The 12,629-nt window shown below is 38.8% G+C and carries 18 protein-coding genes; 11 read left to right on the top strand and 7 right to left on the bottom strand.

The genetic code is table 11. The features are described 5' to 3' along the window. The first annotated feature begins 45 nt into the window (after positions 1–45). The 7 genes from AC3ISB_RS21805 to AC3ISB_RS21775 all read left to right on the top strand — a co-directional run bounded on the left by AC3ISB_RS21805 (position 46) and on the right by AC3ISB_RS21775 (position 3,356). On the top strand, positions 46–696 hold the full coding sequence (locus AC3ISB_RS21805) for a DsbA family oxidoreductase (RefSeq protein ID WP_141994526.1): 651 nt from the start codon (positions 46–48) through the stop codon (positions 694–696). A 54-nt stretch (positions 697–750) separates the two neighbouring features. Further along, positions 751–1,353: a nitroreductase family protein gene (locus AC3ISB_RS21800; RefSeq protein ID WP_144549017.1), complete on the top strand. Its 603-nt coding sequence runs from the start codon at positions 751–753 to the stop codon at positions 1,351–1,353. A 249-nt stretch (positions 1,354–1,602) separates the two neighbouring features. Then, positions 1,603–2,214: a flavodoxin domain-containing protein gene (locus AC3ISB_RS21795; protein WP_144549019.1), complete on the top strand. Its 612-nt coding sequence runs from the start codon at positions 1,603–1,605 to the stop codon at positions 2,212–2,214. After that, positions 2,183–2,263, top strand: coding sequence for a Fur-regulated basic protein FbpA (fbpA, locus tag AC3ISB_RS21790; RefSeq protein WP_489276993.1), 81 nt, complete (start codon positions 2,183–2,185; stop codon positions 2,261–2,263). Before AC3ISB_RS21795 ends, fbpA begins: the two co-directional genes overlap by 32 nt. Before the next feature lie 31 nt (positions 2,264–2,294). After that, positions 2,295–2,444, top strand: coding sequence for an FbpB family small basic protein (locus AC3ISB_RS21785; protein ID WP_098372439.1), 150 nt, complete (start codon positions 2,295–2,297; stop codon positions 2,442–2,444). Positions 2,445–2,605: 161 nt separating this feature from the next. Continuing rightward, positions 2,606–2,884, top strand: a complete 279-nt coding sequence (locus AC3ISB_RS21780; protein WP_489274262.1) for a hypothetical protein — start codon at positions 2,606–2,608, stop codon at positions 2,882–2,884. 226 nt (positions 2,885–3,110) lie between these two features. Next, on the top strand, positions 3,111–3,356 hold the full coding sequence (locus tag AC3ISB_RS21775; protein ID WP_489274260.1) for a hypothetical protein: 246 nt from the start codon (positions 3,111–3,113) through the stop codon (positions 3,354–3,356). Between the two features lie 38 nt (positions 3,357–3,394). Here AC3ISB_RS21775 and AC3ISB_RS21770 read toward each other — a convergent pair whose 3' ends face one another. Next, positions 3,395–4,027 (bottom strand): DUF2238 domain-containing protein, encoded by a 633-nt coding sequence (locus AC3ISB_RS21770; protein WP_489274258.1) that lies wholly within the window; start codon positions 4,025–4,027, stop codon positions 3,395–3,397. A gap of 89 nt (positions 4,028–4,116) precedes the next feature. Beyond that, positions 4,117–4,890 carry an alpha/beta fold hydrolase gene (locus AC3ISB_RS21765; RefSeq protein WP_489274257.1) on the bottom strand — a complete coding sequence of 258 codons (774 nt, stop codon included), beginning with the start codon at positions 4,888–4,890 and terminating at the stop codon, positions 4,117–4,119. A 219-nt stretch (positions 4,891–5,109) separates the two neighbouring features. Here AC3ISB_RS21765 and AC3ISB_RS21760 point away from each other — a divergent pair, with 219 nt between their 5' ends. Both AC3ISB_RS21760 and AC3ISB_RS21755 read left to right on the top strand, forming a co-directional pair. Next, on the top strand, positions 5,110–5,277 hold the full coding sequence (locus AC3ISB_RS21760; RefSeq protein ID WP_489274255.1) for a hypothetical protein: 168 nt from the start codon (positions 5,110–5,112) through the stop codon (positions 5,275–5,277). Positions 5,278–5,504: 227 nt separating this feature from the next. After that, the gene (locus AC3ISB_RS21755; RefSeq protein WP_480339728.1) at positions 5,505–6,053 is read left to right on the top strand and encodes a peptidoglycan-binding domain-containing protein; all 549 of its coding nucleotides are present in this window, start codon (positions 5,505–5,507) and stop codon (positions 6,051–6,053) included. Positions 6,054–6,619: 566 nt separating this feature from the next. Here AC3ISB_RS21755 and AC3ISB_RS21750 read toward each other — a convergent pair. Continuing rightward, positions 6,620–7,066, bottom strand: a complete 447-nt coding sequence (locus AC3ISB_RS21750) for a hypothetical protein (protein WP_480339729.1) — start codon at positions 7,064–7,066, stop codon at positions 6,620–6,622. 212 nt (positions 7,067–7,278) lie between these two features. Between AC3ISB_RS21750 and AC3ISB_RS21745 the strand changes: the two genes are divergently transcribed. Then, positions 7,279–8,706, top strand: a complete 1,428-nt coding sequence (locus AC3ISB_RS21745) for a phospholipase D-like domain-containing protein (RefSeq protein ID WP_480339730.1) — start codon at positions 7,279–7,281, stop codon at positions 8,704–8,706. 132 nt (positions 8,707–8,838) lie between these two features. Continuing rightward, positions 8,839–9,690, top strand: a complete 852-nt coding sequence (locus AC3ISB_RS21740; RefSeq protein WP_141994515.1) for an MBL fold metallo-hydrolase — start codon at positions 8,839–8,841, stop codon at positions 9,688–9,690. Between the two features lie 87 nt (positions 9,691–9,777). Here the strand turns inward: AC3ISB_RS21740 and AC3ISB_RS21735 are convergent, their stop codons facing one another. The 4 genes from AC3ISB_RS21735 to kynA all read right to left on the bottom strand — a co-directional run bounded on the left by AC3ISB_RS21735 (position 9,778) and on the right by kynA (position 12,605). Then, complete coding sequence (locus tag AC3ISB_RS21735) at positions 9,778–10,140, bottom strand: hypothetical protein (protein ID WP_489274252.1); 363 nt, start codon at positions 10,138–10,140, stop codon at positions 9,778–9,780. A 157-nt stretch (positions 10,141–10,297) separates the two neighbouring features. After that, entirely contained in the window at positions 10,298–10,930 is a 633-nt protein-coding gene (locus AC3ISB_RS21730) for a LysE family translocator (protein WP_141994514.1), read from the bottom strand. 162 nt (positions 10,931–11,092) lie between these two features. Then, positions 11,093–11,719: an arylformamidase gene (kynB, locus tag AC3ISB_RS21725; protein WP_489274250.1), complete on the bottom strand. Its 627-nt coding sequence runs from the start codon at positions 11,717–11,719 to the stop codon at positions 11,093–11,095. A 40-nt stretch (positions 11,720–11,759) separates the two neighbouring features. Beyond that, complete coding sequence (kynA, locus tag AC3ISB_RS21720) at positions 11,760–12,605, bottom strand: tryptophan 2,3-dioxygenase (RefSeq protein WP_141994559.1); 846 nt, start codon at positions 12,603–12,605, stop codon at positions 11,760–11,762. Between the last annotated feature and the right edge of the window lie 24 nt (positions 12,606–12,629).

The following is a 12,629-nucleotide window of genomic DNA, read 5'->3' as shown; positions in this document are numbered from 1 at the left end:
TTCGATTACAAGTTTAGCCAATGATGAAAAGTGAGGGAATATATGATGACAGTGAAAATTAAAGCGTATTCTGATTTTATATGTCCATTTTGTTTTTTAGGTAAAGGTCCTTTGGACGAAATCGTGGAGGAAAAGGATGTAGAAGTGGAATGGATGCCATTTGAATTGCGACCAAGTCCATATTCCAAAATTGATCCATGGAATGAACCCGATAAGTTGAATTCATGGGATTCTTACATTCTCCCAGTTGCGAAAAAACTAGGAGTGGATATGCGTTTACCCCGTGTCTCCCCGCATCCATATACACATTTGGCGTTCGAAGGGTGCCATTTTGCAAAGGAGCACGGAAAAGGGAACGAGTTCCACAACAGAGTATTTACAGCGTTTTTTCAAGAGGAACAAAATATTGAAGATATTGAAGTATTGACAAAATTAGCGGGTGAAGTTGAACTTCCTGTAGATGCTTTTAGAGAAGCATTAGTGTCACGAAAGTATCGGGAAGTGCACCAAGAGGCACTAAAACATGCTTATGAAGAAGCAGACATCAGAGCTGTCCCGACGTTTATTATTGGTGATGAAGTCATTCAAGGACTAGCCAGCAAAGAAAGGTTAGCGCAAGTCATTGAGAAGGAAGAAGCAAAAAATAAACGGAATGAATTTGATGGCTTGCAATGTGATGGTAAGGGGAATTGCTAAAAACCTTTTGAGGATTAAATGAAATTAAATAAATCATAATTTGGAGGAATCAACATGTCAGCAACTACAACAAATTTAAAAGAAGCAATTATCAACCGTCGTTCCATCCGTAAGGTGAAAAAGAACGAAAATATTACGAAAGAAAGAATTAATGAAGTATTAAAAACGGCTTTACATGCACCAACTTCATTTAATATGCAAAGTGGTCGAGTGGTGGTAGTGATGGATGACGAGCATGAAAAGTTCTGGGATATTGTAAAAGAAACACTTCGTTCCCGTGTTCCGGAAGAGAGCTTTGCGGCAACAGTAGAACGATTACAAGGGTTTCGTGATGGAGTCGGTACCATTCTATTCTTTGAAAATCAAGAAACAATAGAACAAATGCAAGTAAAAGCACCCTCCTATAAAGAACAGTTTCCATATTGGTCCCATCAAGGAAATGCTATGCTACAGTATGCAATATGGATGACTTTATCAGCGGAAGGTATAGGGGCATCTTTACAACATTATAATCCAATTATTGATGAAGAAGTGATGAAGACTTGGGATCTTCCAGGGAAATGGTCGTTGATAGCTCAAATGCCATTTGGTGAGCCGAATGAACAACCAGGAGAAAAAACGTTCCTGCCTTTCGAAGATATTGTGAAATTTTATTAATTCAAAGATTTAGGATTGGGATACTAGATTAACCAAGAGCGCGTTTACTCTTAATGAGTAAAACGTGCTCTTTTTATTTGAAGAAACGTTCCGGAAACATTACAGATACAAGGAAGGTGAAGCGAAAATATGCGTTCCTTATATTCATCCTGCATATAATAGCGGAGGCAAATAATTGACAATGAGAATCATTTTCATTTATAGTGAGATGTGTAATGAAAGTAATTCTCAATTAGGATGGTGATATAGATGAAGGTATTCATTGGTTATGTAAGTTTATCCGGTAATACCGAGAAAATGGCTATAAACATAAAGAATAGAATGAAGGCTGTCGGCTGTGAAGTATATATGGAAAGATTGGATACTGTTGAAGTTGATGCCTTAAAGGATTTTGATTTGGCCTTTATTGGTTTATATACATGGAATCTTGAAGATTTACCGTATGAAGCACACGAGTTTTATGAAGAAATTGACCAAGTGGACTTTGCTGGAGTGAAAGTCGCATTCTTTGGTGCCGGCGACTTGACCCATTCGAAACCTTTCGCCGCGATAGATATCCTTTCTGATAAAATGAAGCAATTTGGATTTGATGTATATGATCGAGTATTGAAAATACACCATGAAAGCAGTACATACGAACAATTAAGGAAAAGTGAAGACTTTGCAGAGCATGCCCTTATATGGGGAAGCAATAGGAAGAAGTGGAGATTCTTCATGTGGGATCGGATGCTAGGCAGCCCAAAATACCAAAAGTCAGCATTTTTGTTAAGGAGGGTCCTTGATGATTACCCAATTAAGTTCAAAGGCAGAAGCAAAAAAAGAGGAACTTATACAAGAACTTCTGAAATTAGGGATTTTTAAAAAATATAATAAGCAGCTATACGAGCTTCCGATAGTTGTTTTACAATAGGAATTCAATCACTTGAGAGGTGAATTAAAAAATGTCTAGAAGAAGGAAATCTTATACTGAACTGCTAAAAGAAAACCGCGAACTTCTGCTGCATGACAAAATGGAAGTGGAACGCATCTATACAAAAATCGACCAAAAAGCCATCAATGAAAAAAAGGGAAGTAAGCAAGTACAATCATAACTAGTTAAAAATGAAAACCGAAATCCTTTTTTGATTTCGGTTCAGTCGATAAAATGAGCTTCTGATGTTTTATTGAGGGTTTGTAAAATGATTTCCACTCCAGGCACTCGCTTTCCGCGGGCGGTCCGCCCTCGGCGCTCTTTGCGCCTGTGGGGTCTCCCTTGGACACGCTTTTCCCGCAGGAGTCTCGAACACCCACTCCAATCAACTGGATTGTTTTTAAAGAAAAAACTGCAGGCAAACTAGTTCTATATGTTTTTTTATTATTTTATAATCCTTATTGGATGAAGAAATTTGCGACACTCCTGCCGAATAACTGTCTAGCCGAGACCCCGGAGACGCTTGCGGTGAGGAGGCTTGGCAGACAGTCGGCGGAAAGGGAGCGGATTTCTGAAATCAAGCTGGAACGTCTTTTAAATAGAAAACTGCAGGCAAACTAGTTCTATATGTTTTTTTATTATTTTATAATCCTTATTGGATGAAGAAATTTGCGACACTCCTGCCGAATAACTGTCTAGCCGAGACCCCGGAGACGCTTGCGGTGAGGAGGCTTGTCAGACAGTCGGCGGAAAGGGAGCGGATTTCTGAAACCAACTGGCACGTCTTTTAAAAAAACTGCAGTAAAACTGACTTTTCTTAGAATTTGCCTACAATCGGAGGTTCGGAATGGTCTATCAAGACCAATGGGTAATAGTCCAGAATTATCAAGAGCGACCAATGGATGAGATAGTTAACCTTTTTTGTACCTTAAATAAGCAAATCATATATATAATAACGAATACACCAAATGATAGATTATCTAATCTTTGTGATATAGGAAATAATCAACAAAAATCATTGGAGTGGCTAATAAAAGATTATCTAGAACATATGGAACATCATATTAACAATCAAATTCTAATTAAAAAATAATGATCTATATAGATCACTATTTTTTATCGTTTTTCTTCTCAATTTTTCACTTTTCGTAACAGCTTGTCATGAAGTTTGGACAAGGTGATCAATACAAGGATAGAGCCGATTAAGGTTAACGACATATCCCATTGTGCGTCCCAAATATCACCCTGTGTTCCTAAAAATTCTTTTGAAGCCTTTCCGCCTTTTGAAATGATGGCAGCTAACCATTCGATGATTTCATATAAGGCTCCAATGGCAAGCGCAAAACTTAATGTGACAGCAAATAACCATGGTCCTTTTGTTAGTGGGGTTTTACGTATTACTATTTCTCTAATCACAATCGCAAATAAACCTTTTAGGAAATGTCCAAACCGATCATAGTGGTTCCGGTTTAGATCGTAATGATCTTTTAGCCAATTAAATAAAGGGACTTTTGAGTACGTATAATGGGCCCCGATGAACATGGTGATTGAAAGAACGGCAATAACGAAATAGGATAATGTAGTGAGGCGGAATTTATTATATGTAACAAGTACAAAAATCAGAAACACAACGGCAGGAAGTACTTCCATTGTCCATATCAAGTATCCTTCAGGCTTAATGACTGACCAAATAAAAACGGCAGTGACTAGCAATAGTAATATTAAATGAATCAGTATACTTTTATTTCTTCCCAATTTTTTCACTCCATAAATTTATGATCTGTACAATAGTATAAGATTGGAATTTTCTACATAGTACTTGATTGATTGGTTTCGTTTTTAAATAGAAAGAATCAAACAGTTTGTGTATGGATAAAACGCTTTATCCTTTCATTTAAATCATTAGCCGCTTTTGTAGGGATCTGATGCTTTGCATGATCAATGAATTTTAATTCCGTACATGGCAATTTTTCATGCAATAAATTAGCGTAATGATGCAATGGTTTATCTTTTTTACCATAGATCAGTAAAATTGGCAGGTTGATTTTCTCTAGCTGATGGGTACAGTTATAATGCAAACTATAATGGTAATACTGCTCGATATTTCTGGCATCTCCTTTTAGGGCTTCATTAAACATTTTGTTGAACAAATTTTCGGTATTTGAATTACTCCATGAAATGGATAGCGCAAGAATTGGAACTGCGTCTTTATTGGCAAGTGATATTCCTAAAGAAATCTTTTGCTTTAAATATTTATCCCTCACTTCAGACATTCCACCTATTACAATGCCTCCTAGAGCCCTATCGGCACAACTCAGCAAATATTCCAATACGATGGAGCCGCCGGTCGAGTATCCGCATATGATAGCTTTTTTTATTTTTAAATGATCCAACAAATGTTTGATATCTTCTATAATCAGGGGATAAGTTACTGGCAGTCTTGAATACTGACTTCTTCCGTGACCCCTAATATCAAAAGTGATAACTTTGAACTCTTCGGATAATTCCTCCATTTGGTATTGGAAATTCACACTTGTCAGTACTGGAGGATGAATAAAAACAATAGGAACACCGTTTCCCTTAACAGAATAATACAAGCTAATACCTTCCACATCTAACATTGGCATGAATATTCACCTCAATAATCTTAAATCATTTTCCACTAGCGCTGAAAATGAAATTCCCATTCGAGAGTGCTAATATCCCTCCTAAAAGAATTTTCCCTTTAAAACATATTTTTATTACTAATTGTGTCGGTAACAAGCATCTTGAATTTTTTGGGTTCTTTTGAACAAGATATAAGAGTTCAGGAAATGAACAAAAATATATAAAATAAGGTGATGTAAATGAAGGCAAACATGGATAAAATTTTGCCAGTTGTCGCTTCGGTCGGAGTAGGTATTGCTACTTATCAGATGTTGAGTGGGAATGGCGGGAAAATGAAAAATATGGTGCCGCTTGCCACTAACTTGATGGGCATGGGAACTGGGATGCAAGGGCAGAATCAACAATAGCCATAAAATCACTAAAACAAAATAATCCCCTTTTGGGGATTATTTTGTTTTAGACAAGAAAAGGGACCTCCATCATATAAGCTTAATGAACACCGTGGATACTATTTACCATTTTTTATAATTTAAGTAATAAAACACCAATAAAACAACTCCATACGTTATAATGAATGGGCTCCAAGGATAGTGTCAGAAACCTGCCGGAGTGATCAAATGAATGGAGGTTATATGTGTTGAAGAAAAAATTATTGGTCATTATTCCAACAGTTGCCCTGATGTTGGCCCCACTAGGAGCGGGAACTTCAATTACCCACGCAGCATCAAAGGAGAAAATCGAAACGAAGGCGGAAACGCGACCGACCCTCAGGAAAGGCTCACGTTCGAGTTATGTAAGAGACTTACAGCAAAGCCTTAAAGATGTTAAATATAATGTAGGCGTTGATGGGATTTTCGGTACCCAAACACAAAATGTGGTAAGGGAGTTTCAAGTGGATCATAACTTGAGTTCAGATGGTATCGTCGGTCCGCTGACATGGGCTGCTTTAGATGAAAATAAGGTGGAAAGAAAACAGTTTACGGAGAAAGACGCGATTGCGTTAGGGAAGAAGAAGCTGGGTAACAAGATTATATTCAGCGGTGATGGCAGATTGCTGAAAGATGGCAAAGGAAAATCATATTACAATTTTAAAGCTGCTAATAAAGATTGGATCGATCAAGGCGGCACAGGAACGATTGGGTGGTTCCACATTTATAAAGATGGCCGTGTAGTGGAACAATAAAGGGATATACATGCAAAGAATGTTCTCACTTTATGTGGGATTTTTTTTTATGTAAAGCATGGATATAATAAGAAGACTAAATACATCTATTTTTGGCTATAAATAACATGAAAATATAGATATAATAGTAAATGTACAGCAATTTGGTATAGTGGGCAGCGGTCACTCCTTTTTAGAAAGGGGGTGTCGCTGGTGATTTCTATTATGGACGGACTGATGCTAATGATTTCATTCGCCTCTTTAATCGTCGCAATAATCGCGGTTACATTAAAAAAGTAACCCCCTCCATACCATCCGGCCAGATGTATGTAGAAAAAGGGTTACTTTCATGATTGAGTAGCTACTGACTTACCACAGAAAGCCGCTGCTCTTTATGCAGTTTGCTGTTCATTAAGACGCTGGTTTAACCAGTGTCTTTTTTTTATATATGTTAGTTATCATTATTATATCCTCATTTTACCTATACATTCAACTATAAAACATGCATAGAGCATCGATTGGTTTCTTTACGTACATTCAAGAGTTGCCTGGGGAGCTCTTGGATTAACGAAGCTTTTGGTAAATAATTAGATTTTCGTTAATTTCCCGCCGGCTTCCAGTTTGAATAATTTCATTCCTTTATAAGATACAATCGAAGGAATCAAACAAAGCAAGGCCATCGGTAAACAATAAAGAAGATAGAAGTGCCCTCCGTTTTCCAGCGAGGGAATAAAGGCTAAAGCAACTAAAAGTAAAGTGAAAAAAATGATCGCGAAAATCCCGAAAGATTGATGATAGAATGCATGAATTTCCCTTCTTCGTTCCTCTTGGTTGGGTAAGGTCTTTACTTCTTTGTGCGTTCGAAGGAATAGGTACAAGGAGAATATTAGAAATAAAGCGGAACATGGTAAAGCGATCGAAAATAATGAAACGTCAAGAATGGAAAGATAAAAGCTGGATAAAAAGAAAACTTCTGACACCCCTAATGCAAAACAATAATTGAAGATACTTATTCTATCAGGTTGTTTAAGCATGAAATCCCTCCTTCTATATCATATTATGCAACTGCTTTCGCGTTCACCACTTTGTCACATTTAAAAAGAAAAAAAGTGCACCAAGAATCAAGCAAAGTGGGTTTGTGGCATCGCTCGCTAACTAGTCAGAATTATCAAGCATGCAGATGTTGAATAGAGTCTTTGCATATTACGAATAGTAATAAAATATCGCTTGAAGGGGAGAGTGCTCAATGACTGTAAAAACGGTAATAATAGGATTTCTGCTCGTTCTTCTATTATATTTGCTTTATGTAGTGGTGACGGCAGTGTTTCTTTTCCCAAAAGCAGAAAAAGAAGAAAATAGGCCGATTAAACATGTGGGTGCATATATGGGTGAGAAGGAATCCACCGTGGATCGTGTCCTGCTTCTCGAAGACGGTTATGAGTCGGGACTCGCTCGAATGCGAATGATCCAGGAAGCCCAGCATTCAATCGATATTGCCTACTATGCTTTTGGAAAAGGCAAATCAACCGAACTTATTATTGGAGCCTTGATCGAAGCGGCCGACAGAGGTGTCAAAGTCCGAATTCTTTTGGATGGAATATCTCATGGACTCAGAGGTCAATTAAGCAGTGCCCGTTATGCATTGGCTTCGCATGAAAACATTGAATTAAGATATTACGAAACCGTTAAGCCATTTAAGCCGTGGACCTGGCATAATCGCCTTCATGACAAAATCATCACTGTAGATGGAAAGTTGGGCATCATCGGAGGGAGAAATATCGCCGATAAGTATTTAGCCAGCAAGCCGCCGAGGGATTTTGTCTATGACAGGGATGTACTCATTTTCAATGCTAAAGAGGAAAAAGATAGTGTAATCGTTGAAATGAAGGACTATTTGAATGAATTATGGAACCATCCGTATACGAGCGATGTCTTTTCAGACCTTTCGAAAAGGCAAACGGAAAAAGGGAAACGTGAAAGAGATGCATTGGTGAAACAATACAGCTTAGCTTTACAAACTGAAGCTGATTTCGTTAATCCAGCCGTCGATTGGAGCAAGGCTACAACACCTACTAAAAAAGTGTCCTTCATTCATAATCCAATCGAACGTTTCAATAAATACCCTTTTGTGTGGAGATCTCTATTGGATATTGCGGCGAATGCCAATCAATCGGTATTTATCCAAAGTCCCTATATTGTTCCTGCGGATGCCTTAAAGGAATATGTACCGAAGAAGATGGATTCAAAGGCTGATTGGACGATACTTACCAACTCGACGGCATCTACCCCGAATGTGATCGCTTTTTCCGGATACTTAGAGCTTAGGGATAGTATCGTTGAGACGGGGGCAAGGCTTTATGAATATTCAAAGCCTTATTCTTTGCATGGTAAATCGGTTGTCTATGATCAACGATTAAGTGCAGTGGGTTCCTACAATTTGGATTCTCGATCTGCCTTTTTAAATACAGAATCGATGGTGGTCATCGATAGTGAAGCATTTGCAGCGCAGTTGACAGGAGCCATCGAGTCGAAAATCTCGAATAGTACACTCGTTGCTGACAATAAAAAATATATAGAACCACCTGAAGATCAGAAAAAGGAAGAGTCTTTTGTTAAAGCCACCTTTATAAATGCCCTCTCGAAAATTACGGTATATTTGAATAGGTTCATTTAAATGATGACGAAAAGACAGCAATCTGAGTAATTGTTGTCTTTTTAGCCTTTCGCGGAGTTTATCTTATGAATGCATGTGTAATTTGCTATACTTGAGCAAGCTAATCACAACTATCGTAAGGAGAACAGAAACATGCAAACACTACAGCACCTATCGAAACATATTGCCTACCTGCCGCCAGTTCAGGAAACGGATCGCCCGGTACTTGCCGCCGTTACGGGAAACAAGAAAACGCTCATCATCGATGCCGGTAACTCTGTCCGGCATGCACAGCTCTTTAAGGACGAATTGCTTCGGAATGATATAAGCGGGAATTTCCTCGTTCTTACCCATTCACACTGGGACCATGTATTCGGGCTGGAGAATATCAAGATTCCGGTGATTTGTCAGGAAAAAACATACACAAACATTAAAGATATGCAGCAGCTTTCATGGGAAGATCAAGCCCTTGATCAACGGGTCGAAGAAGGGACGGAGATTCCCTTTTGCGCCGATGCAATCAAATTGGAACATGGGACGAATAGAGAGATTACCTTCCCCCTGCCTGATATCATCTTTGAAAAAACGATGACGATCGATCTCGGCAATATAACCTGTATCATTGAACATGTTGGCGGCGACCATGCCAAAGATTCCTGCATCATTTATGTACAAGAGGAAAAAACACTATTTATGGGAGACTGCCTTTATGCCAATCTTTATGCTGAAAAATGGAATTATACGGCTGAACAGGCGTCGCTGCTCATTAAGAAAATTGAAGCCTATGATGCCGAAACATATATCCTCTCCCATCATGCTCGGCCTTGCACAAGACAGGAGATGGAGGCGGAGCTTAAGCTAATGAAAGAATGTGCCAGAACCGTGGTCGAACATCACGGAAACCGAGATTTAATGGAGCAGGAACTGGCTGAAGAATTAAAGCGGGATTTAACGGAGGACGAGCTCGAGACGATTGGCTTTTTCGTGAATGGGTATGTTGAGTGATTTAAGCACTGAAGAATACAAAAAGTTAAACACTTTATTATAAAGGTTTGGGTGGGTATGAGTTCGATATTATGGAGCTCATACCCTTTAATTTGCCCTTTTTCCGCAACAGTCCAACAATAAATCGATAATAATCGTTAACAGTACTGAAACAATAAGAATGGATAGGAAACCTGAGATAATTTTCCCTGCTTTTGCTCCTCTATCATCGGGATGAATATGACCAATGATAAAGGAGGGGATGAAAAATATAGCCGAATAGAACATTGTATAATGAATACCTGAATCTCCATTTGACCAGGCGCTAAGTCCGATAGTATTTAAAATATTATCTCCAATGCAAGGGTTACCGCCGAATTGAATGGTAAACAATATTCCGATTAAACATAGCGCAAAAGAAAGTGAACCTAAACCGATATTCTTTGTTTTCCTAACTTCAATAGTTGGCATGTCATTTTCTCCTTGTATAAAAAACCAAATTATGGTTTTTTTATTGTATCATAACTCAGCTAGTACTTAAATCGCTACACCTGTATCAGAACCAAAATATAAAAAAACTGCACCTCCAATTGTTAGAAGTTGTCTAACGATTAGGGTGCAGTTCAAATTAATTATGAGCTTTTTCCAGAGCTAGCTTAATCCCGAAACCAATCAAGACCGTACCGGTTATACCCTCGAAAATCGCTTGGGTTCTAGGCTTTTTCATAAAAGCACTGATCTGGTTCAACAGATAAATATAAAATACAAACCACAACGCAGTTAACACGGTATACGTTATGCCCATGATCAGGAACGGTAAAAACGTATCATTTCCCGGATTCACGAACTGAGGCAGGAACGTTAAAAAGAAAACGGCCACTTTAGGATTCAGCAGGTTGGTAAGGAACCCTTGTTTAAAGCAAGACTGGTTTTCGTACTTACTTTTGACGGACGTTTCAGCCGCTGCGGCCACTTGCTTATTCCTTAATCCCCATAGGGTCTTGAAGCCTATATATACCAAGTAAACGGCACCGACATATTTGAAGATGGAAAATAGTAAAGCGGATTTCACAATGATTGCTGAAAGTCCGAACACGGCAGCTGATGTATGAATAAGCAGGGCACAACATGTGCCGAACATCGTTTTAAAACCTCCCGACGTTCCCACGGTAACGGTGTTCTTTGTGGCTATTGCTGTATCTGGACCAGGTAAGATGATGAGAAGGATACACATGATGATGAAGAAATAAAAGTTTTCCATATTCGGACCTCCACTCTTGGTGATGAATTCTGAAAATTATAACATAGATGTACTTGGTTTAGGGAAAAAATTTGATAGTTAATGATTACCTCAATAGAAAGGAGGCAATAAAAAAACAAGCCAAATCATTTTTTGATCTGGCTCGTTTTTTACTGTTATATGTTAGGGTAACTTTTTCAACACAGCACGTACCGGACTTCCATCTGCTTCAACTAATGGAAGAGGGAGGGCGGCCAACTCATAATTACCCGGTCCTATACCGTCTAGTACAAGACCTTCCAAAATGTGAATTCCATGACCGGCAAGTTCATGATGTGCAGACAGTTCTTTACTATCCAATGGATCTACTGATGGTAAATCAAGACCAATAAGACGAACGCCGTGTTCTGAAAGATATGCCGCTAATTCTGGTTGGATATGAGGAATCGTTTGTGGAAACACACTCCGATTCTTCCATGCATCCGTCCGAATTAACAGACGGGTAACGCCTTGCAGGTCTATACTGGATAATTCATTGACACCGATGCTTGTCTTGTTAGGTAAATGGATAACTCGGGCACTTCCCATATATAAGTCGAGATCCAAATCAATTACTCTTTTTCCATCGTCATCAAAATGAAATGGAGCATCAATATGGGTACCGGTGTGGATACTCATATTGATTTGACCTACATTGACAGATCCACTTTCTTCTTTACTCCAATTGACTTTGTATAAGAAAGGTGTATCTCCAGGCCAAACTGCAACGTTTTCATCCAGACGTTGTGAAATATCAATCCATGTCCCCATGCACCTTACCTCCATCTCTTCTGGCTGTTTTTTGAATATCTTATAGCTTCGTTCTTAGGCTCCATAGTTCTGGGAAAAAGTGTTGATCCAGTGCTCTTTTTAAATACGTTACACCTGATGATCCGCCAGTACCTTGTTTATTACCAATAATTCTTTCCACCGTGGTCATATGATTAAAACGCCATAATTGCTGTTGATGGCCGATGTCCACTAACTTCTCGCCCAGCTCATATAAGTCCCAATATTGCTCAACATCGCGGTAAACTGTCAGCCACGCCTCTTCTACACTGGCATTTGGTTCATATCTTTGCGACCAATCCCTGCTGATGGCTTCTTGATCAATAGGTAATCCGCGCGCCACAAGTGCATTGATCGCCGCGTCATAAATACTTGGCTCATGAAGGGCCTGCTGCATTTGCTCGTATAAATCCGTTTGGTGCTGATAGACTGATAGCGTATGGACATTTTTGTTTCCTAATGCAAATTCAATCAAACGATTCTGATAAGATTGGAATCCGGAAGATTGTCCCAGTTTATCCCTGAACTCCATGTATTCTGCCGGCGTCAAAGTTGAAAGGACATTCCATGACTGGATCAATTGCTGCTGGATCCTCGAAACGCGCGACAGCATTTTAAACGAAGGTTCCAACTTGTTTTGGCGGATGGACTCAGTTGCTGCTGTCAACTCATGTAAAATGAGCTTCATCCATAGCTCACTCGCTTGATGGATAATGATGAATAGCATTTCATCATGATGATCGGAACACCTATGTTGACTAGTTAAAATCTTATCAAGGTGGAGATAATCTCCGTAAGACATCGATTTTTGAAAATCGGTTTGAATTTCTTTCTCTAAACCAGTTATTGTTTGTTCATTGTTATCCATATTCTTCATTCCGCAATCTCCTCA

This window comes from Peribacillus sp. GL_122 (assembly GCF_057835005.1).
The sequence above is the reverse complement of the archived record's forward strand: the minus strand, read 5'-3'. Positions and strand labels throughout refer to the sequence as shown.

What these genes read in the sequence shown, in the direction of transcription:
- AC3ISB_RS21805 (WP_141994526.1), top strand. Translation starts at nt 46, where the DNA reads ATGACAGTGAAAATTAAAGCGTATTCTGATTTTATATGTCCATTTTGT.
- AC3ISB_RS21800 (WP_144549017.1), top strand. Translation starts at nt 751, where the DNA reads ATGTCAGCAACTACAACAAATTTAAAAGAAGCAATTATCAACCGTCGT.
- AC3ISB_RS21795 (WP_144549019.1), top strand. Translation starts at nt 1,603, where the DNA reads ATGAAGGTATTCATTGGTTATGTAAGTTTATCCGGTAATACCGAGAAA.
- AC3ISB_RS21785 (WP_098372439.1), top strand. Translation starts at nt 2,295, where the DNA reads ATGTCTAGAAGAAGGAAATCTTATACTGAACTGCTAAAAGAAAACCGC.
- AC3ISB_RS21775 (WP_489274260.1), top strand. Translation starts at nt 3,111, where the DNA reads ATGGTCTATCAAGACCAATGGGTAATAGTCCAGAATTATCAAGAGCGA.
- AC3ISB_RS21765 (WP_489274257.1), bottom strand. Translation starts at nt 4,890, where the DNA reads ATGCCAATGTTAGATGTGGAAGGTATTAGCTTGTATTATTCTGTTAAG.
- AC3ISB_RS21760 (WP_489274255.1), top strand. Translation starts at nt 5,110, where the DNA reads ATGAAGGCAAACATGGATAAAATTTTGCCAGTTGTCGCTTCGGTCGGA.
- AC3ISB_RS21750 (WP_480339729.1), bottom strand. Translation starts at nt 7,066, where the DNA reads ATGCTTAAACAACCTGATAGAATAAGTATCTTCAATTATTGTTTTGCA.
- AC3ISB_RS21745 (WP_480339730.1), top strand. Translation starts at nt 7,279, where the DNA reads ATGACTGTAAAAACGGTAATAATAGGATTTCTGCTCGTTCTTCTATTA.
- AC3ISB_RS21740 (WP_141994515.1), top strand. Translation starts at nt 8,839, where the DNA reads ATGCAAACACTACAGCACCTATCGAAACATATTGCCTACCTGCCGCCA.
- AC3ISB_RS21735 (WP_489274252.1), bottom strand. Translation starts at nt 10,140, where the DNA reads ATGCCAACTATTGAAGTTAGGAAAACAAAGAATATCGGTTTAGGTTCA.
- AC3ISB_RS21730 (WP_141994514.1), bottom strand. Translation starts at nt 10,930, where the DNA reads ATGGAAAACTTTTATTTCTTCATCATCATGTGTATCCTTCTCATCATC.
- kynB (WP_489274250.1), bottom strand. Translation starts at nt 11,719, where the DNA reads ATGGGGACATGGATTGATATTTCACAACGTCTGGATGAAAACGTTGCA.
- kynA (WP_141994559.1), bottom strand. Translation starts at nt 12,605, where the DNA reads ATGGATAACAATGAACAAACAATAACTGGTTTAGAGAAAGAAATTCAA.